Here is a 19,761-nt window from a genome sequence, read left to right on the forward strand (position 1 = left end):
AGTTTTCGGATTTATTACATAATTTCCTTGAACAAGCCTCCTTAATACGGTACTAAAGATATCGATAATTCTATAGTATACCTGGAGGATGCATCTGTAAAATCCTTTCATCCGGTAAGAAGCATGGCTAACCTGTCTGCCCATCTTCTTATCGCAGGAACACATAAACCGGCATGGCTCAGTGCCCATGCCGGTTTCCATACTGACTACACTGCCACTTCTTTGGCAATGGTCTGCGCCATCTCACGAACCTTTTCATTGTCACTTTCACAGGCTGTAAGAATGACATTTTTATATTTCGCCTGATAGTTGTTACGCATGAAGCTTAATACATTTATCTGCCACTTCCAAAGCTCATCCGGCGACAAATAGAAAAACTTGGGCTGAACCTTTGCCCGGTAGAAATCGTCTTTCATCTGCAATATATTCTCCGGAGTAAGCGCCAAAGATAACTCGGCAAGTCCAGGAAACTCCTTTTCCTCTTGCCATTTCCCCTTATTCATCGGACACACATCCTGACAAATATCACAGCCATAGATGCAGCTGCCAAAGGTTTTACGCAAAGGCTCCTGAGGCAGATTGCGTCCGCCAAAAGTCGTCAGGAAGGAAACGCAGGTATTCGGCAGCATCGTATAGGGAGCTGATAACGAGCGGGTCGGACATGCCTTTACACAGCGATTGCATCCCTCGGGACAGGGACGGGTATTGGAAGCTTCCCTCAGCTCCATTTCCTCGTCGGTAAGCCAGGCCTCCAAATGCATCCAGGAGCCGGCTTGTGTATAAAAGAAATTATTGCGCCGGATAATGCCAAGACCGGCCTGCATGGCCGCCCAGCGCAGCCCGACAACTCCAAATTTGCGGTTAGTAGCAATCTTCAAACCAAGCCCTTCCATAAAACGCTCCATTGCCTGGCTGTTCTGAAATTCCTCTGAGCTGGCATCGCAGCGAACATCAAATAAGTAGGCTTTGGCAATCTGGCCTCGAACCGCTTCCGGTATTTTATATTTTCCATAGCCTGCTACCAATATAACAACCGATTTTGCCCAGGGATAGTGCTCAAGCGGCTGCGTCAGATGACGCTGTCTTTGATAAAACATCTCGGACGCCGGTATTTTTTGAATGCGTTCATTAAACTTTTCCGCATAGCCCTCCAAAGCACGGACCGGAATAATCCCACACTTTTCATAACCCAGTTGGTATGCTCTCTCCCGAATCAGTTGTGCTGTTGTTTGCATCTTACCGCACTCCCCTTACGTATAATGTGACTGTCTTTTAATTTACATGTATATACATGTAAATCACTAAAAAATTTATTTTACTAATTGTTCAAGCATTTTCAAGGTTTTAAAGAAATCAGCCAAACGTTCTAAACCCAATTCTTGTTGAATATGGGTTTGGGCTTCTCGCCACAAGGGCAGTATTTCCGCTAACTTCTTCTTCCCTTCTTCTGTCAGGCAGATTGCTTTTTTCCTCGCATCGGTTTCCTTGCGGGTAATGGTAAGATAACCTTGCTTCTTCAGTATTTCAATATTACGGGTGATTGTCGTCTGGTCTTTGCAGGTTTTCTCACCAAGCTCGCTAATGGATATTTCTTCATTCTGCGAAACGGCTAGAAGCAGTGAATACTGAGATGCTCTTAATCCACTTGGCTGTAGATGCTGGTCATAATACTGAGTGACAGCCTGTGCTGCTTTGCGTAAATTATAGCAGACACAACGCTGATCAATTCTTGCTGATGAAGTCATAAGCTTCCCCCGTTTCATGTATATACATATATTAGTATGACCATTGCGTTTTGTCAAGAATGATCGCGAATAGTTTTGCGCTTTTGTACACAGGCTAAGGAATAACCAAATAAGGGAGGAATTGACATGTTTAACCGGTTACGAATCGTATTCGCTTTACTTGTCTTAGGCACAATGATTGTCAGCGGCTGCGGCACCGCCCCCCAGCAGAAGCCGGCTCAGCCCATGGAGCAAATGCAGGAAATGAGTGAAGACGCTTGGAATAACATGATGAAAAACAGGCCGGAAATGATGAAGAAAGCCATGAGCAATCCGGAAATGCGCGCAACCATGGTGAAAATGATGTCTGAACCGGAAATGAAACAACCAATGCTTGATATTATGGCTGATCCGGCTATGAAAGATGTTGTACGCAGCATGATGAAAGACCCCCGTATTAAACCGACAGCCCAGGAAGCCCTAAAATAAAAGGAACAGTCTCTTTACTTGCAATAGCAGATAAAGAGACTGTTTTTTGCTTACCATAGTTCGAGGTAATACTGTACGCCAAGTGATACCAAGGCAACTGACACCCAGCACGTTAAGCCCAGCAGTACCGGCCGGATTCCGTTACTTGCCATCTGCCGCAGGTCTATGCTTAAACCGATTGCCGCCATAGCGGCTATAATTAAAAACTTTCCGGCATGAGCCAGCGCGGCACAAAGCTCGCTGGATAAAATGCCTGACGTATTTATCAGGGAAGCTGCCAAAAATCCGGCGATAAACCACGGGAAGGTTTTGACTAAATTAAATTCACTGTCAGCAGCGGTCTTTTTCGCCGTTAGGATTGCCAGAACGATTGTGATTGGAATGATCATCAATGTACGGGTAAGCTTTACAATCGTTGCAAAATTGCCGGCTGCTTGACTATAAGAATAGGAAGCGGCCACAACGGAAGAAGTATCGTTGATCGCCGTACCGGCCCACAGGCCAAAACCTAAATCACTCATCTTCAGATAATGCCCTAACAAAGGAAAAATAAATACGGCAGCTACATTGAATAAAAAGATCGTAGACAGCGAATAGGCCACTTCTCTTTCCTTGGCAGCAATAGCAGGAGCTGTTGCTGCTATTGCCGATCCACCGCAGATGGCAGTACCCACACCGATCAGGATAGCCGTATTACCCGATAAATTTAGACCGCGGCCAATCATCCAGGCAGCACCAAAAGCAGCACTAATCGTAAAAAACATAATTGCCAGGGACTGGCTGCCGATTGCAAAAACATGGAATAAATTCATGTCAAAGCCGAGCAGTATGACAGATAATTGTAAAAAGTATTTGCCGGTAAATTGAATGCCTGTACGGCAGCAGGCAGGCGGCTTCTTACAAATTGCTGCGATTATCCCCAACAGCATGCCGAATACAGGTCCGCCAATTAGCGGAAATTGTGTACCAAGATACCACGCAGGAACAGCGACTAGGACGGTTACTGCAATGCCTGGCAGAACTAAGCTTCGTTCAGTATACTTCATGTAATTGCCTCCTCTTTGACTTGATCATACCATTAGACATTCATTAAGTAAAATACTATAATATTGTATATATGATAGGTAATTACCTATGAATGGAGTTGCCAAATTATGACTTTACGACATTTGACTATTTTTCTAGTCGTTTGTGACGAAAAAAATATGACTGCCGCTGCAGAAAAACTTCACATTGCACAACCCTCGGTTAGCCAGGCCATTTCCGAACTGGAAAGACACTATAATCTTAAGCTGTTTGAACGGCTGGGACGCAAGTTATTTATTACGGTTGCAGGTCAAAAACTATTAAGCTATGCCCGCCATATATTGAACTTGAGTAACGAAGCAGAGGCTGCTATGCAGGAAATCTTTGAGCAAGGAATAATCCGTGTAGGAGCCAGCGTAACCATCGGTACCTGTATCTTGCACCGGCTGATCCGGGACTTTGTTCAGAACAATGCTCACACTAAAATTGCTCCAGCTGTTAATAATACAAGAATTATTGAAAACATGCTGTTATTGGATCAAACGGATATTGGCCTGATTGAAGGCAACGTTCATTCTCAACTGCTGGTGGTTCAGCCCTTTATGAAAGATGAGCTTGTATTAGTAACAGCTCCCGGCCATCCATTTGCGGTAAGAGGAAAAATTGCCGCCGCCGACCTTAATCATACCGAGTTCTTGGTCCGAGAAGAGGGCAGCGGTACCCGTGAACTGTTTACCTCTGTCATGGCTAGTCATGGAATCAGCTGGCAGACAGGCGGTGTGTATAACAGTGCTGAAGCAATCAAGAATGCCGTGGCTGCAGGATTAGCCATTACAGTCCTATCAAAAATGTCTGTTCAAAAAGAAATCGCCCGAAATGAACTGGCGAGTGTACCTATTGATGACTTAAAATTCCACAGGCAGTTCAGCCTTGCTTATCACAAAAACAAATTTATCACTCCACCTCTTGCGCGATTTATCCAATACATTCTAAACTTTACCTGAGAATAATCCAGTTTCTCAAACAAAGTGAGTACACCTTTGGAGCAGCAAAAGGGTACCGGTCAATCCGGTACCCTTTTATAATGCACTTTCTGTTTTTTAAGCTAAGCGATTAATCGACCAAATTATCCCTGAACCTGCGCCGCCTAAGTTAAGTGCTACGGTTAACCCATCTGCTTCATAGAAGAGTCCGACCACATCACCTGCGTTCAATTGCACTTCTCCGGCTAACGTAACCGTGCCATTACCGAGTATTGCACGCAGAGTTAAAACCAATGCTACGTTAACGTCTAACACCGGGAATAACCCCGTAATTAAGTCGGTTACTGTCGGTGAAGTTCTTCTAACTACAAAGCCTGGGTTAACACCTGCACCGAGGTTAATTGAAATAGCAGCAGTAGTCGTATAGTTAATTGTCGCCTGAATAGTATAAACCCCGGTTGCCGGAACGGTATAGTTGCCTGTTGTTTCATTAAAGGTGGCACTGTCAAAATAAGGAGAGGTAACTGTCCAGCCGGTTAATTGCGAGCTTGCTGACAAGGCCAGCGTAGAAAGAAATGCTGAAAAACCTTCCGTCGTTACCTCTGGCCCGGTGGCTCCAGTAGCCCCTGCCGCCGCTAGCATCATATAATCTGGAGAGGTATTTGGAACTCCTGTCGGCGGTGCCGTAGTAACCATATAGGTACCACCACTATACGTTACTACCTGATTCGTTGGATAGCTGGCAGCATCTGTGGGACTAAACGCAACAAGACCAGCCAACCCAGCACCAACCGCTCCAGTTTCGCCAGTTGCACCTGTTGCGCCTGTCGCTCCGGTTGCTCCGGTTTCCCCTGTTGCTCCTGTTGCTCCTGTCGCACCTGTTGCTCCAGTTTCTCCTGTCGCGCCTGTTGCTCCGGTTTCTCCTGTGGCTCCTGTTGCACCGGTTTCTCCTGTGGCTCCTGTTGCACCGGTTTCTCCTGTCGCGCCTGTTGCTCCGGTTTCTCCTGTGGCGCCTGTTGCACCTGTTGCTCCTGTTGCTCCGGTTTCTCCTGTGGCTCCTGTTGCTCCGGTTTCTCCTGTCGCGCCTGTTGCTCCGGTTTCTCCTGTGGCTCCAGTTGCTCCTGTGGCACCTGTTGCTCCTGTATCTCCTGTTGCACCTGTTGCTCCTGTGTCTCCGGTTGCACCTGTCGCGCCTGTTGCACCTGTTGCTCCTGTGGCTCCAGTTGCACCGGTTTCTCCTGTCGCGCCTGTTGCACCGGTTTCTCCTGTCGCACCTGTTGCTCCGGTTTCTCCTGTCGCGCCTGTTGCTCCTGTGGCTCCAGTTGCTCCTGTGTCTCCGGTTGCACCTGTTGCTCCTGTATCTCCTGTTGCTCCTGTTACCCCTGTTACCCCTGTTGCACCTGTCGCGCCTGTTGCACCTGTTGCTCCTGTGGCTCCTGTTGCACCTGTTGCTCCTGTATCTCCGGTTGCACCTGTTGCACCGGTTTCTCCTGTGGCACCTGTTGCTCCGGTTGCACCTGTCGCGCCTGTTGCACCGGTTTCTCCTGTCGCGCCTGTTGCTCCGGTTTCTCCTGTCGCACCTGTTGCTCCGGTTTCTCCTGTCGCGCCTGTTGCTCCGGTTTCTCCTGTCGCACCTGTTGCACCGGTTTCTCCTGTCGCGCCTGTTGCTCCGGTTTCTCCTGTGGCTCCAGTTGCTCCTGTGGCACCTGTTGCTCCTGTATCTCCTGTTGCTCCTGTGGCTCCGGTTGCTCCTGTTGCTCCTGTATCTCCTGTTGCACCTGTTACTCCGGTTGCACCTGTCGCGCCTGTTGCACCTGTTGCTCCTGTGTCTCCGGTTGCTCCTGTGGCTCCGGTTGCTCCTGTATCTCCGGTTGCACCTGTTGCTCCTGTGTCTCCGGTTGCTCCTGTGGCTCCGGTTGCTCCTGTATCTCCGGTTGCACCTGTGGCTCCTGTGTCTCCTGTTGCACCTGTTACTCCGGTTGCTCCTGTGGATCCCGTTACACCGGTTGCCCCAGTCTCTCCAGTTGCACCTGTGGCTCCGGTTGCTCCTGTTGCACCTGTTGCTCCTGTGTCTCCGGTTGCTCCTGTGGCTCCGGTTGCTCCTGTATCTCCGGTTGCACCTGTGGCTCCGGTGTCTCCGGTTGCTCCTGTATCTCCGGTTGCACCTGTGGCTCCGGTTGCTCCTGTGGCTCCGGTTGCTCCTGTGGCTCCGGTTGCTCCCGTTACGCCGGTTGCTCCTGTCGCTCCAGTGGCACCGGTTGTCCCTGTATCTCCGGTTGCCCCGGTTGATCCTGTCGTACCAGTCACTCCCGTTTCTTCTGGAACCTCACCTAAAACCAAAGAGGCTCTTGTCGTTGTTAATGTCGAATAGGATACTGTGCTTACAGTTCTATTTACTAAACTGACAGTTACCGGTGCAGCATCTACCTGAATTAAGGCAAAGCCCACCACTTCATCTGCCTTAATAGGTGATTCTCCCACCAGTTCATCTCCCTGAGAGGATGAAATAGCAAAGGAAATCGCCACATTTCCTGCAGCAGCCTGGGTTGCGACCCACCAGTTGATAAAATATCTGCCGGTTTTATTAATGGTTATAACCCCCGTAAGTGGATTATAACTGACCGGACCAAAGGTATCTATAACCGTATCAAATACTACATTGGCATTAGTTGCAACAGTTCCGCCTAAATTTCTCTCGATCTGCAGACCAATTGTATCCATATTATCCCTCCCCTTTTTAGAAATATTTATTACTGATTTCGTTCCTCCCGCAGTAAAGGCAGTACAATACCTCTATATTAACAGCAGCAGCGAACTTAATCATAATATAGTATGAAAACTTATGTTAATTGGTTACCCACTACACTGTCAAAGCTTCTGTTGTATGTATCTATGATTGCACAAAAAAAGCCTGCCGTAACCGGCAGACTTTTCTAACATGGCTCTATGCTTTTTTAACAAATTCTGATTTGAGTTTCATTGCTCCAAAGCCATCAATATGGCAATCAATATTATGGTCACCGTCAACGAGGCGGATATTTTTAACTTTTGTACCAATTTTTATAGCAGATGAACTGCCCTTTACTTTTAGATCCTTAATGACAGTAACCGAATCGCCATCAGCTAATACGTTACCGCTTGCATCTTTTATGAATTTTTGCGCATCAGCGACTTCTATTTCCGCCTGCGGAGCCCATTCATGAGCACATTCGGGACAGACCAGCAGACTGCCATCTTCATAGGTATATTCGGACTTGCATTTCGGACAGTTCGGCAACTCAGACATATTTGCATTCTCCATTCTAACGTTAGTCTCACTATACTACCACAGTTTTCTCACCTTGACAAATGCTAGACCGCTGTCTACATCTTCATTTGCTGACACAGTTCCGTCCTTTTTTCTTAGCCCGGTAAAGCGCAGTATCGGCAGCTTTGATTACCTCGCCTGTGCTGCTATGTTTTTCACTTCGCTCCGCTGCGCCAATGCTGATAGTAACAAAAAGCTGTTTCTCCTGTTTGGCTGACGCTTTCCTTTTAGCTGTTTTTTCGGTTTTTCCGCTGTACTGATACGGGCATTTTTCTACAGCTGCCCGCAGTTTTTCCAGATGCGGTACCGCATCAGCAAGCCTGGTACGGGGAAATACGACCGTAAACTCTTCACCACCATACCGGAATGCTTTGCCGCCGCCTGTTACTTCTTTGAGTACTGAGGCTACCAACCGCAAAACGTCATCACCCGTATCGTGCCCATAGGTATCATTAAACTTCTTAAAAAAATCAATATCCACCATAGCAATGGTATATTCTCCACTTAACTTCAGCAAGTCTTCCTGTAAAGCGCGCCGGCCGGGCAGTCCCGTCAACTCATCCAGATAGGCCATCGAATACGAATCCTGAATCACAGCAACAATAAAAATAATTCCCGCTGTCGCAAAAAATACCGGCAGTGCCATCATTTGCTCCTTTACATACAGGCCCAGCAAAGTAGCTGCGGCAGCTGCAATAAAAGCACTGCCTAGCGGAGACCGAGTACGCACTTGTCTGCCCACAAGCAGTATAAAAACAAAACAATATGCCCAGACTGCAAATCCGGGAAAAGCAGCCGACGTCCCTGCCGGGACTGTCTGGTAAAAAAACGCCAGCAAAGTGCGGTCATTCGCCACTACAGCTACAGCCAAATAAACTGCCTGCGCTATAATAATCCCAAATCGCCCTAAACCCCAGCCATTAAATATGCCTCGTTCCTTTAGCAGCGAAAACAGGCAGATGTTAAGCGGCAGCATTACGCAGACAAATGGATAAATAGCGGCTCCATACACAGGTGCGGCAATCGCAGCCGCCGCCCTGTCACTGAGAGCAAACTGCGCTAAGGCGATTATAATGACAGCGAAAAAAACGCGGCTTCTATTAAACCACCAGCTTAACAGCAAAGCTGTACCGTAGATGACATACGAAAAATTATCGCTATTAGCGACGAAACGCGGTTCGAAGGGAACTCCCCAGAAGATTACACAAACCCCTAATAACACTCCGATCGGAATAGTAGTCAGTATTGACATGATATTTGGCACTTTTCGAATCCTTTCGCGCAGCATATCGAATTTGAAGGTAATTCTATTATAGCAATTTCGACATTTTTTGTCATTATATGTCATAGAATGATCTTTCCGAAAGCCGGGAAGGATATTGATAGTTTTTCACTTTAGCAGGGGAAAGGAATCGTAAAGATGCTCAATGCAGAAATAGTAATTAGCGTACTGGCAGCAGGTATTGCCTTGTTGCTGCTGATTTTCGTGGTAGACTGGCGATATTTTCGGGATTGGGTCGTGATCTACTTGTTTAAAAGTCTGATTGACTTTGCCTGGGGAAGCCCGGTTGTCAACCTGAAGCTTATCGACTATCCCGTCAGACTGCTGCCCAAGTTTTATAACACGTGTATCCTATTCGAATTATGGGTCTTCCCTATTATGTGTATATTGTACAACCAGGTTACCCGTGAGAAAGGTCTCACTTCCATTGTCTGCTATGCGGTATTGTTTAGTGCCGGTTTAACAGCAATTGAGTATCCTATTGAGCTCTATACCGATCTTATTCACTACATTGAATGGAGCTGGTTTACTACTTTTTATACTCTCATCATAACGTTTTTGCTTTCGCGCTCTTTTATTGCCTTCTTTCGCTGGGGCTGCGACCATTTCAGCAAAAACAAATAAGCTTTACTGCTCATGTTACACTTCGCCGTCTAAAAACATAGGATGAAATAAGATGTTTTATGTCAGGAGGAGACTTCATGAGCAATATCGCCTTACAAATTGAACGTGAGACTGCCGGCAGTGTCGCAGAGGGAGCAAATGTTATTTTTGAATCCGTTGTTTATTCATCCGGTAATATTAGTTACAACGACATAACAGGCGTAATAACATTTAATGAACCCGGAAGATACTTCCTCAATTGGTGGGTTGCAACGCAATCCATCGCTTCAGCTTGTGGAGTTGTATTTTCCCTGTCGTCTTCCCAGGGGGATTTTTTAGACAGCAATTCTCCGTCAAAAATAGGTGTGGTTCCGGGAGTAGGCGTTATCGACGTTACAGCTGCTCCGGTTACATTATCACTGGTAAATGCAAGTGATTCCTTAGTTTACTATTCGGCAATCGTACCGGTTACGGCAACTCTTGTTATTATTGAAGATGATGTTCCCGAGATTGGCTCTACGGGGGCAACCGGTGCAACAGGCGCTACCGGCGCAGGTGGAGGTGCAACAGGTGATACAGGTCCAACCGGCGCCACTGGCGCAACAGGAGCAACAGGAGACACTGGTCCGACAGGAGCCACAGGAGCAATTGGCGATACAGGTGCAACTGGCGCTCCAGGAGGTACCACAGGCAACACCGGCTCAACCGGTGAAACGGGTTCAACGGGTCCTACAGGCGCAACAGGCTCAACTGGAGCAACAGGCCCTACTGGAGCAACAGGTGCAACAGGTCCTACGGGCGCAACTGGGACAACTGGAGCAACAGGTGCAACAGGAACGTTTGAACCCAATCCATATGCAGTTTATGTTCAAGCTGGAGCTGTTGGCGGAAATGGCACGCAGGCTAGTCCATTTGGAACTATCCAGCAAGGAGTAACAGCAGTTTCTCCGACAGGGACTGTCCATGTACTAGGAGGAACTTATCCGATTACTTCGACAATAACAATTAATAAAGCAGGTGTAACCTTAAAAGGCTATCCCAGTACAGTTATACAATTGCAAGCGGCGGTTATTCTATTTCTGGTTACCGGCAGCGGCATAACCATCGACGGTCTAACGATTACCAGTGATAATCCCTATGCCGTTGAGTTTATCCAACTAGCTGGAACAAATCATAAGCTTGTTAATAATGTCATTTTGGGTCCGCCACAGGCAGGTCCCTCAACGGGCTGGGTTGTGAATCGCGGTTTTTTAACGCAATCTAATGTAGTGAATTTAATCGCTCAAGATAATATTTTCTACTCTCTGAGGCAACCTGCTTATCTTAACCCGAATTCTACTGGTAACATCATTAATAATGTAGTGTATAATACCCGTGGCTTCGTTGTGGACCGGTCCGTCTTTGTATTCTCCGGCAACTCCTGGGGCAGCCCGGAAAATGCCGTTGATATTGCCTTGCTTGTTGGTACAATAACAGGGCCGCCGTATGACCCGCTGACGGATTTATCAACCAATAACAGCGACGCTTCTATCAGCGATCAGCGGTAAAATGAACCAGCCACCGGCTTGACCGGTGGCTGGTTTGTTAGAATGATGCTTATTTTAGTTTGCCGCCTTCGACTACAATATCTTCCGGGTTAATAGAATCCCCATATACCGGTTTTAGTGTCGCTTCGTAGGCCTTGTGGATAAAATTTTCTTTGCCAAGAGTCTCTAATTCCGTATTAATCCAGTCAAGCAGCTCTTTATTCCCTTTCTTTACTGCAGGGGCAATGGTGTCAAGCCCCCCCAGAGTCGCTACACCAACCGTGAAACCGGCATTTTCTTTGGCCCAGGCAAACAGCAGGGTATTGTCATTGGCATAGGCAGCACCTCGTTTATCTTTCAGAGCTTCAAAAGTTTGGGTGATTTGGTCGAATTTCAACAATTCAATATCCGGATGATTTTTAGTGAAATAGGTCTCGGCGGTAGTCCCTTTGGTAACAATCAGTTTTTTGCCCTTTAACTGTTCAACAGAGGTAATCGGCTCACCTGCGGGGGAGACAATCCCCAGGGCAACCTTCATGTACGGATTGGCAAAATCAACTTTCTGTTTTCTTTCATCAGTAACAGTAAAGTTAGCTAGAATAATGTCCACTTTATTGGTCTGCAGATACTCTACGCGGCTGGCCGGTTCAAGCAGCACAAATTCAATTTTGGATTCATCGCCTAACAGATCTTTGGCAAAGCGTTTGGCAATAAACACATCATAGCCTTGATTTTTGCCGTTGGCATCAATATAACCAAAGGGAGGCTTATCGCCAAAGATACCGATTCGTATTGTTCCCCGTTTTTTGATCTCCTCGATCGAGCTTTTAGCCGCAGCCGGTTCGCCTTTGCCATCCGCTTTCGTGGCGGTATTGGAGCCGCAGCCTGCTAAAACGCCGATCAGAAGTAATGCACTGAAAGCCACTGCCAGGGTCTTTTTGAAATTCATAACTCTCTTCTCCTCTACTTTTAATTTTGGTATTGAAAAATATTTAAGAATTGCTGAGCTCGTTCCGTCCTTGGATTAGTAAAAAATTCGCTTGGGTCGGCCATCTCGCAGATTTTGCCTTCATCAATAAATACAATCCGATCTGCTACCGCCCGGGCAAAGCCCATTTCATGAGTTACCATTACCATCGTCATGCCCTGCCTGGCCAGCCCTAAAATGACATCCAGTACTTCCCGCACCATCTCCGGGTCAAGAGCAGCTGTCACTTCATCAAACAGCATAATGTCAGGGTTCATACACAAAGCCCGGACAATGGCAATCCGCTGTTTCTGTCCGCCCGACAACTGCCGGGGATAAGCATCCTTGCGGTCGAGCAGGCCTACCCGCTCCAGCAATTGCTCCGCCTGCAGCAGCGCCTCAGCACGTGCTCTTTTTTGCACCTTTACAGGGCCTAGCAGAATGTTATCAATAACCGTCATGTGGGGAAACAAATCATAGTTTTGAAAGACCATGCCAATCTGCTGACGCACCGCCTGCCAGTTCCCGTTTTCGCCAGTAATGCTTTTACCGGCCAAGCGGATATCACCTCCCTGAATTTCCTCCAGCCCGTTCAGACATCTGAGCAGGGTGCTTTTTCCACAGCCTGACGGCCCCAGGACAACAACAACCTCGCCTTTATGGATGGTAAGGTTGATTGTATCTAATACCGTTTTACCGTCAAACTGCTTATTTAGCTCTTTTATTTCCAGCAATACTTCGCCACTGTTCCTAATACTAACGCCTCCTTAGCTTTGCCACTTTGCCTCCAGCTGTTTGGACAGCCTTGACAGCGGATAGCAGATAATAAAATACAGGATAAAGATAAAACCATAGACCCAAAAGGAAGCGGTAGGTGCTTTCAAGATGGACAACTCGATAATCTGCTGACCGATTTTTACAACATCAATCACCCCGATCATGACAACCAAAGATGTAGTTTTTACCATTCTTGTTGATAAATTAATTGCTCCCGGCAGCATCCGACGGACGGCCTGAGGAATGAGAATATAGCGGTACAGCCCCCAGAAGCTGAGGCCTAGCGCTTTGCCTGATTCCATCTGGTGCTTGGGCAGGGAGATCAGAGCGCCCCGCACGATATCGCCCATTTCAGCCGCCCCCCAGAGACTGAAGACAACGACTGCCACTGCTTCTCCCTCAACATGAATATCCAGCATACTGGGTATCCCGAAGTAGACAATGAACAGCCATACCAGGATGGGAATGATACGAAACAGCTCCAGATAAAAGCGGCAGAAGAAGCGGACTATCCTCGATTTTGAAGTTTGTACAAGACCTAGCAAGAGGCCCAGCAAAGAACCGATAATAATGGAAAGCAGTGCGATACGGGCCGTAATCAGCAGCCCGCCCATCAGGCGCTGCATATTAATTCCTTCAAACAGTACTTCAATTCCCGAATTCAGCATAGCGTAGCTTCCTTTCCAGCCAAGTCAGTCCAAACGACAAGGGCAAAAGCATAATGAGATAAGAGGCTACCAGCATGAATAAAGACTCATATGTTTGGTAGTACATGCCGATTAGATCCTGTGTCAGATGCATCAGCTCCGGAATGGCAATTGCTCCGACGATCGAGGTTTCCTTCAACAAAAAAATACAATTGGCCCCTACTGCCGGAAGGGACACGGTAAACGCCTGAGGCAGAATAACGTATCGGATAAGCTCCCCATTGGAAAGGCCTAAGCTGAGCCCGGCCTCAATCTGCGACTTGCCGACTGATTCAATTCCCCCGCGAAAGGCTTCGGCCATATAACTGCCGCCCAGAAAGGACAAACCAAGAATAGCGCAGGTATACTCACCCATTGTTAGGCCCAGCTTCGTGAAGCCATAGTATAAAAAGAACAGCTGGATGAGGAGCGGTGTATTGCGGGAAAGCTCGATATATACCCGGACAGCGCTGCTCAAAACGGGCGTTTTGTAGTATAAAATGATGCTGCACAAGAGGCCGATGAGCAGTGATACACCAATACCGCCAATAGCGAGCTGGAGTGTCAGTACAGCCGCTTTTTGATAGAGCGGCAGGCTTTGCAGCATAAATTCCCAATTTAAATGCATTCGTTAACCACCTGTTCCCGTGACAGCAAAACAAAAAAGACCAAGCCTCTCTTGCGAGAGACGTTGGCCTTCAGTTTTTCTGATCAGCGCAGTTATGTATTTGTTAAAAGGATACCCTACGAATCAGTCCGTGTCAAGGGGATTTTTCACTATTTCCACAACCAAATCTGTCCAGGCCTGAACAACGCCCTGCAGATCAGAACCGGCAATAACCGGAGCCGGAACATGGTAGGCATCTGCCGTCAGGCGCAGCAAAGCGTTGCCGGCTTCCGCCACTTCCTCATTATTTAACAGCTGCCACTGCAGTTGATCAAGCAAATGCACATACAGCGAGGTATAGCTGACCAGCGGTGCCTCCCGTTCCACTTGCTTAAGTGCTGCCGCAAAACGCGCTTTATCGGCTATACCGCCGCCCTGCACATAATGCTGGTACAGCATGTCCTCTGTCACTCCGAAACGGTTCATGCGCCGCAGCACACTGTGCTGCTTTTCCGGGGACAGGCCGGTTTGCTTAAACAGCGCTTCCTTCACAGCCAGCTTGACCGTCCGGCCAATCAGCTCACCCAGCTTGGAATGCTTGCCTGCATCCTCCAGATACAGCTCGGAGCCCGGATTGGCAATGATCATCGTCTGGTCAGTGCCCGAGCCGGTAGCCAAGCCGGTGGAAAACCGGCTGCCCGCCACCAGCTCCTGCAAGGCTGCTGTTTTTGCTTCCGTGCAGGTGACCAGTGCCCTGGCCATCGTACCGGCAGGCAGATCGGCATCAATCACCAGCATAATATTAATCGTTCCCGGCTTATAGGCTGCCGGTTTCTGACCGGGCATAAAATACGAAGTAGGATCACCTACCCGTCCGCCGTTGCCTTCTACACCGCCGGTCGCAATCGCCGTCACCGTAAGTGTTTGATAGCTTTCCGAGCGGATGGCGACATTCTCCATCGAGGCAGCTGTGCCCATCCCGCTCACGCTGGCCGGATCAAGTCCCAGACTCCTGGCCGTATCGGCTAAGTAGGTCAGGTAAGTAGCGGCAGTTATCCCAGTGGCTCTTTTCATATCATGGTTAAATACTGCCTGCAAATCGTTCCTATATCCTCCACTAAAGAGTGAAGTACTCAGTACCGCTCTCGGCCCGGTAAAAGCAATAACCATACTGGTGTCCTGCTGATAAACCGCATCGCCGGTAGACAAGGTATAAACCGGCATCCGCTCACTGCCAAAACAGAAAGCAATACTATAACAAAAAATAAGAGCAGCCAGCAGCCCTGGCCTAAGATACAGTTTCATGGCTATTCTCCCATCATTTGCCGTGTTCCACGGCTACACTCCTAAACTTCTTTCTGTCTCTTCAATAGACAACCATTCTCCGCTATTCTTGACCGCTGCTTCCGCTTCTGCCAGCTTAGCGGCTTAAAATTTGGCATTTTTTACTCCTTTTATCCCTACTGTGCTGCCGCCTGTCCGTCACCGGCAGGTACCTCTTCCTGTGGTACATCATTTTTAACTTCAATCTGCAGCGGCAGCAAGATAGAGCTGGCCATTGCCTTACCGTCGCGGGACGCGGGCTGGAAGGTTGAGGCCTTCACAGCAGTGATGACAGCCTGATCAACTAGTGCGCTCCCCGAACTCTCGATAATTTGCACATTATCCTGAACCACACCGGCATCGGATAGGTTGACTCTGAGTGTTACATGCAGCACCTGCGCTGCATATTGCTCGGTAATTTCCGCAGTAAAGGCAATCGGTGCCAGGGTCACCAGTTTAGGCGGAACGGCATTGCTATCTGCCTTCGCCAGGGCAGCAAACGGCAGTCCCAGCAGCAGCAGACAAGCCAGCAGTATTTTCGTATAGCGAATCATCTTCATATCGTACACCTTCCTTATTGGTATTCCAACTTCTTCGACACAGCCTGACAAGCTTTCCTGCTATTCGCCGGTGCTTTTGCCGATATCCTCCCAGCCGGGCCAGGTATAATACCGGTCAATCCATTCGTCGAGCTTCTTTAGTCTTGTCTCACGGATTTGGTCATGCTTCACCCAGATCTCCTGAAATTTGGTTACAAAAGAAAAAATATCGGTAATTACAGTGGCAAAGCTTTGGGTAGTGATTTCCTGGGCACTGCTGTGCAGCGCCGGGGAGGACACGATCTTCTGTGCCACCGCGCTGAACTCGTCAAAGGCCTGCAAGGCATCCAGCACAACTGCCTGATAGCGAGAATCGTTTACATTGGGAATCCGGCTGCCGCCGATTACTTCCAGTTCAATAGTGGACCGTACACCGGAGAATTTAGCTGCTGCCGCCTCGTATTTCAGCCGGGCATTATCATACAGCTGATCCTTGTCCCTGCCGGCGTAGTGTTCTTTGATCAATACCACGTAGCTTTCGGCAATTCGTTTCGCCGAAGCGCAGTAATACGAGGCCGGCAGTTCCGCCTTAGCCGGCCTGTCCGCTGCGCAGCCAAAAGCGGGAAAGGAAAAGAGAAAAGCCAGCGGCAGCAGCAGCAGTTTTGCTTTCATACCGCTCCCTCTCCTTTGACCGCAGTAGCGGCAACCTCTAAACACATCGGGTTCAACACGATCTGATAACCTACCGTCAAATCAAGAAAGCCGTTGCCTTCCTTGATTTTTTTATAGCCTAAGGCACTTGTCCGCTTGCAGAGCTGAGCATAGATTTCCGACTCGGTCAGTGTACGCTCAAAATCTTTCTCGCACTGGTTGATGATGAGCGCAGCCGCTCCGGCGACGTGGGGTGTTGCCATGGAGGTTCCCGACAGCGAGGCATAGCGGTTGTCAGGATAGGTAGAGATAATATCTACGCCCGGTGCCACCACATCAATCTCTTTGTTCATCGTGCTGAAGGGGGCCAGCTTTTTCTGCAAATCCACCGCTCCTACGCCGACTACCTCGTTATAGCCGCCCGGATACTGGCACTCGACCTGACCGGTATTGCCGGCGGCGCAGACAACCAGCACGCCGCTGTCCACCGCCTTGACAATGGCCGCATGAAGCGCTGGATCATCGGTATCACCGCCTAGTGACATGGACATAATCCGTACCTTCTGTCCCGCCGGCCCCTGCCAGGCCAGGGCATAGTCAATGGCTTTGATGAGATTCTCATAGCCGCCGTTACCGTAACGGTCCAGTACCTTCAGGATGAGCAGGCTCACCTGGGGGGCCATGCCCACCAGTCCCTGGGCATTTTCCGATGCGGCAATTGTACCCGCCACATGAGTGCCGTGGCCATTGTAGTCATTGTAGGTATCGGGATGCTCAAAATCATCGGTAGTAAAATTGCGGCCGCCGATGATGCGGTCCTTCAGATCAGGATGATTCACCTGGCAGCCGGTATCGAGAATAGCTACCACCACGCCCTGACCGCGCTTGCTTTCGTCCCAGACCGCCGGGGCCTTCATCAGTTGAATCCCTTCGGGGATTTTTTCCGTATTTTCCATGATTTCATTCACTTCAAAAGGGAGCAGCTTCATTTCCCGCATGTCAATCCCTCCTTCATTATAGACGCAGACAAAAAAGGGGACTGTCCCCTTTTTTGGGGGCATGCTTTTTCGGTATCCAGTCTCATCGCTAGCTCACGTCAGGGTTATTTCTTCTCCTCGATCTTGAAAAAAGCGTTATAGTCGGCTACAACCTGATTGGCGCTTTCAATGGCGGTGTTTCTTTCCTTAATAATAGCATTCGCATCGTTTCCTGCTGAGTCTATATACTTCTGTGATGCTTTTAAATAGGCATCCACAGCAGCGATGTAGGCGGCAGTAGCTTTGGCATCTTGCAGAGAAGCCGGCGGTACAGGGACTGGCGGCAGCTTTTCTTTCGCTGCAGTATAGCCTGCGACGAGGTTAGTAGCTGCGGCATCGGCAGGGGCCTGCGCCTTCTGCTGTTCTCCCGCCGCAAAAGCTAGATTTCCCAGACTTAAGCAACATAGAAGCATGGCAATATAGATGATCTTTTTCAAGGTATTTCCTCCTTTCGCAGTCATCTTAATTTGGTGCGACTTCATCAGCCCAAATTCTGTGCACGATAACCAGGGTCAGACTGACGAGCTGCGGTTTGAATTGTCCCAGCACAGCGGTCACATCCCGAATTGATCGGTGGCAATCCACTCCATATTGAGCAGTGACCAAAAATCGGTTGCTAGCTTATTCAGTACATATTCATACGGCAGCCAGCCATAGCCGGCATTTCCCCAGGTGCTGCCCCAGGAGTTGCGGATTAAGAGGGCTCCCGTAGTTTCCTGATTATATTGGGTGTTTGTTATTTTCAAGGTATCATCATAGCCAAAAGCCGCCACTGCATGGCCCCAGGCAGCCTGTTCGTTGGGACCGGGACCGGGAATGCCGCCGGGAACGTCGGCGGCGGTAAAGGAAGGAAAGCCATAAAAGCCAAACATCGCCGGCACACCGGCAGCCAAATATTTTTTTACGCTGCATAGAACATCGGCCGGAGCCAGGTTATTTCCGGCGGGATCATGGCAGAAGTACTGCAGCGCTTCATAATTATCGGCAATCGCATAGACAAAGGAAGTCGGCTCTTTGTCAAAATCCGGCGTTTTATCGGTATACGGCCAGTACCGTTCCGGCGGTACGCCGCACAAGGCCAGTGATCCCATGGTATCCCGGATGTAAGAGCCTTCATCCCCGGTGATTCCCTGCAGGTTGCGGGAATTCTTGTAAATAAAGAGCCGCGAGGCAGTAAAATGCTTATTGAAAGCCCGGTTCTGAAAGTATTCGATAATGGCCGCCGCTGCATGGGCGGTGCAGGCCCCCAGGTTACCCTGATCTGGCACCGGTGTGCTGCACCATTGGTGCAGGTCTGCTTTTGCCGGCAGTGGCACAGTATCGTCAATCCCTAAGCGTTTGATTGTTTCCTGCAGATTGGGGTGGCATTCAGTGTAATCCCGCAAATCAGGCAGTGACGGCCGCCAGCCTGTCCCTACTTCCCTGTTATTCGGCAAAATCACATGGGCATGCATACGAAAACCTCCTTTAGCTTTTTTCCTTTACTGGCACATGCATTCCCCGTATAGGCAACTTCTTATAAAAGGGGACTGTCCCCTTTTATTTTTTAGCGGTTAGGGATAAACAACAGGCCCGGACAACTGTCCCGGCCTGCTATTCTGCTGGCTGCTACTAATTGATTGCAGCTTCTCTTGGTAAAAAAGTAAAGCTTTCCGGATCAATGCTGTGGCTGAAGCACATGGACGGCATACCGCCATGCTGAATTACTTCTGCTTGCATATCGTCGATGGCTGCTTTGGCAGCAAGCGCCAACGGCATCCCCTGGCAGATATTGCCGTAAAGGCGCGGCATAAACAGGCGGGAAGCCAAAGGGTTATAGCCATTTTCCATGCCAATCATGGCCTGGAGCTGTCCCATATTGGACAAATCCCGGTTGTCCAGCTTACTGTTCAGCGTCAGCAGGGTAAGCGCCGGTGCTGCCTCACGCGAACTCTTCACCAGAGAAAGGCGGTCACAGGAGGGTTCCGTGCCGCTGCCACCGGAAAAAATCAGCTTTTGGTCATCGCTGCGGCCAACGATGTGGACCCAGTCTGGCTTGGCGGCGGTAACAGCAGTGATGATATCCTCTGGCTTTTTGCAGTCAACCACACTCACTGCTACCAAGCCTGCTGCCGTCTGCGCAATCACCTCTTTGATCGTATCGATTTCCTGCATCTGATCGAGAAGATCCATTTTCAGAATCAACAACTTACGCTTAGCCTTCATCCTTAGTCACTCCTCCTTCGGTGATTTGT

21 protein-coding genes are annotated in these 19,761 nt (G+C 48.8%); 4 read left to right on the forward strand and 17 right to left on the reverse strand.

The window, feature by feature from the left end:
* Positions 1-206: 206 nt before the first annotated feature.
* Positions 207-1,235: an epoxyqueuosine reductase gene (locus tag EV210_RS03140; RefSeq protein ID WP_132075455.1), complete on the reverse strand. Its 1,029-nt coding sequence runs from the start codon at positions 1,233-1,235 to the stop codon at positions 207-209.
* A gap of 75 nt (positions 1,236-1,310) precedes the next feature.
* The gene (locus EV210_RS03145; RefSeq protein ID WP_165898765.1) at positions 1,311-1,745 is read right to left on the reverse strand and encodes a MarR family winged helix-turn-helix transcriptional regulator; all 435 of its coding nucleotides are present in this window, start codon (positions 1,743-1,745) and stop codon (positions 1,311-1,313) included.
* A 126-nt stretch (positions 1,746-1,871) separates the two neighbouring features.
* Between EV210_RS03145 and EV210_RS03150 the strand changes: the two genes are divergently transcribed.
* Positions 1,872-2,213, forward strand: a complete 342-nt coding sequence (locus tag EV210_RS03150) for a hypothetical protein (RefSeq protein ID WP_132075461.1) — start codon at positions 1,872-1,874, stop codon at positions 2,211-2,213.
* A gap of 50 nt (positions 2,214-2,263) precedes the next feature.
* Here EV210_RS03150 and EV210_RS03155 read toward each other — a convergent pair whose 3' ends face one another.
* On the reverse strand, positions 2,264-3,259 hold the full coding sequence (locus tag EV210_RS03155) for a YeiH family protein (RefSeq protein WP_132075464.1): 996 nt from the start codon (positions 3,257-3,259) through the stop codon (positions 2,264-2,266).
* A gap of 108 nt (positions 3,260-3,367) precedes the next feature.
* Here EV210_RS03155 and EV210_RS03160 point away from each other — a divergent pair, with 108 nt between their 5' ends.
* A complete protein-coding gene (locus EV210_RS03160; protein ID WP_132075467.1) occupies positions 3,368-4,243 on the forward strand; it encodes a LysR family transcriptional regulator in 876 nt (291 codons plus the stop codon).
* Positions 4,244-4,339: 96 nt separating this feature from the next.
* Here the strand turns inward: EV210_RS03160 and EV210_RS03165 are convergent, their stop codons facing one another.
* The 3 genes from EV210_RS03165 to EV210_RS03175 all read right to left on the reverse strand — a co-directional run bounded on the left by EV210_RS03165 (position 4,340) and on the right by EV210_RS03175 (position 8,781).
* On the reverse strand, positions 4,340-6,943 hold the full coding sequence (locus EV210_RS03165; RefSeq protein ID WP_207900635.1) for a hypothetical protein: 2,604 nt from the start codon (positions 6,941-6,943) through the stop codon (positions 4,340-4,342).
* A 223-nt stretch (positions 6,944-7,166) separates the two neighbouring features.
* The gene (locus EV210_RS03170) at positions 7,167-7,508 is read right to left on the reverse strand and encodes a zinc ribbon domain-containing protein YjdM (protein WP_132075470.1); all 342 of its coding nucleotides are present in this window, start codon (positions 7,506-7,508) and stop codon (positions 7,167-7,169) included.
* Positions 7,509-7,593: 85 nt separating this feature from the next.
* Positions 7,594-8,781 carry a GGDEF domain-containing protein gene (locus tag EV210_RS03175; protein WP_165898766.1) on the reverse strand — a complete coding sequence of 396 codons (1,188 nt, stop codon included), beginning with the start codon at positions 8,779-8,781 and terminating at the stop codon, positions 7,594-7,596.
* 168 nt (positions 8,782-8,949) lie between these two features.
* On the opposite strand from EV210_RS03175, the gene EV210_RS03180 reads away from it, so the two are divergent.
* Complete coding sequence (locus EV210_RS03180) at positions 8,950-9,435, forward strand: CBO0543 family protein (RefSeq protein ID WP_132075476.1); 486 nt, start codon at positions 8,950-8,952, stop codon at positions 9,433-9,435.
* Between the two features lie 77 nt (positions 9,436-9,512).
* The gene (locus tag EV210_RS03185; protein ID WP_207900636.1) at positions 9,513-10,961 is read left to right on the forward strand and encodes a right-handed parallel beta-helix repeat-containing protein; all 1,449 of its coding nucleotides are present in this window, start codon (positions 9,513-9,515) and stop codon (positions 10,959-10,961) included.
* Positions 10,962-11,010: 49 nt separating this feature from the next.
* On the opposite strand, the gene EV210_RS03190 is transcribed toward EV210_RS03185, so the two are convergent.
* The 11 genes from EV210_RS03190 to EV210_RS03240 form a co-directional block, all read right to left on the reverse strand.
* Entirely contained in the window at positions 11,011-11,889 is an 879-nt protein-coding gene (locus tag EV210_RS03190) for a cysteine ABC transporter substrate-binding protein (RefSeq protein ID WP_132075478.1), read from the reverse strand.
* Between the two features lie 20 nt (positions 11,890-11,909).
* Positions 11,910-12,641, reverse strand: a complete 732-nt coding sequence (locus EV210_RS03195) for an amino acid ABC transporter ATP-binding protein (RefSeq protein WP_165898767.1) — start codon at positions 12,639-12,641, stop codon at positions 11,910-11,912.
* Positions 12,642-12,674: 33 nt separating this feature from the next.
* On the reverse strand, positions 12,675-13,352 hold the full coding sequence (locus EV210_RS03200; RefSeq protein ID WP_132075482.1) for an amino acid ABC transporter permease: 678 nt from the start codon (positions 13,350-13,352) through the stop codon (positions 12,675-12,677).
* The gene (locus EV210_RS03205) at positions 13,333-13,998 is read right to left on the reverse strand and encodes an amino acid ABC transporter permease (RefSeq protein ID WP_132075485.1); all 666 of its coding nucleotides are present in this window, start codon (positions 13,996-13,998) and stop codon (positions 13,333-13,335) included. Before EV210_RS03205 ends, EV210_RS03200 begins: the two co-directional genes overlap by 20 nt.
* A gap of 123 nt (positions 13,999-14,121) precedes the next feature.
* On the reverse strand, positions 14,122-15,282 hold the full coding sequence (locus tag EV210_RS03210) for an adenosylcobinamide amidohydrolase (RefSeq protein ID WP_207900637.1): 1,161 nt from the start codon (positions 15,280-15,282) through the stop codon (positions 14,122-14,124).
* Between the two features lie 155 nt (positions 15,283-15,437).
* A complete protein-coding gene (locus EV210_RS03215; protein ID WP_132075488.1) occupies positions 15,438-15,860 on the reverse strand; it encodes an energy transducer TonB in 423 nt (140 codons plus the stop codon).
* Between the two features lie 60 nt (positions 15,861-15,920).
* On the reverse strand, positions 15,921-16,511 hold the full coding sequence (locus tag EV210_RS03220) for a hypothetical protein (RefSeq protein ID WP_132075491.1): 591 nt from the start codon (positions 16,509-16,511) through the stop codon (positions 15,921-15,923).
* Entirely contained in the window at positions 16,508-17,551 is a 1,044-nt protein-coding gene (locus EV210_RS03225; RefSeq protein WP_279388473.1) for a S8 family peptidase, read from the reverse strand. Before EV210_RS03225 ends, EV210_RS03220 begins: the two co-directional genes overlap by 4 nt.
* A 41-nt stretch (positions 17,552-17,592) precedes the next feature.
* Positions 17,593-17,964 carry a hypothetical protein gene (locus EV210_RS03230; protein ID WP_132075495.1) on the reverse strand — a complete coding sequence of 124 codons (372 nt, stop codon included), beginning with the start codon at positions 17,962-17,964 and terminating at the stop codon, positions 17,593-17,595.
* A 117-nt stretch (positions 17,965-18,081) separates the two neighbouring features.
* On the reverse strand, positions 18,082-18,981 hold the full coding sequence (locus EV210_RS03235; protein WP_132075498.1) for a C1 family peptidase: 900 nt from the start codon (positions 18,979-18,981) through the stop codon (positions 18,082-18,084).
* Between the two features lie 157 nt (positions 18,982-19,138).
* The gene (locus EV210_RS03240) at positions 19,139-19,732 is read right to left on the reverse strand and encodes a hypothetical protein (protein WP_132075501.1); all 594 of its coding nucleotides are present in this window, start codon (positions 19,730-19,732) and stop codon (positions 19,139-19,141) included.
* Between the last annotated feature and the right edge of the window lie 29 nt (positions 19,733-19,761).

It is taken from the genome of Anaerospora hongkongensis, from assembly GCF_004339805.1.
Lineage (GTDB): Bacteria > Bacillota > Negativicutes > Sporomusales > DSM-15969 > Anaerospora > Anaerospora hongkongensis.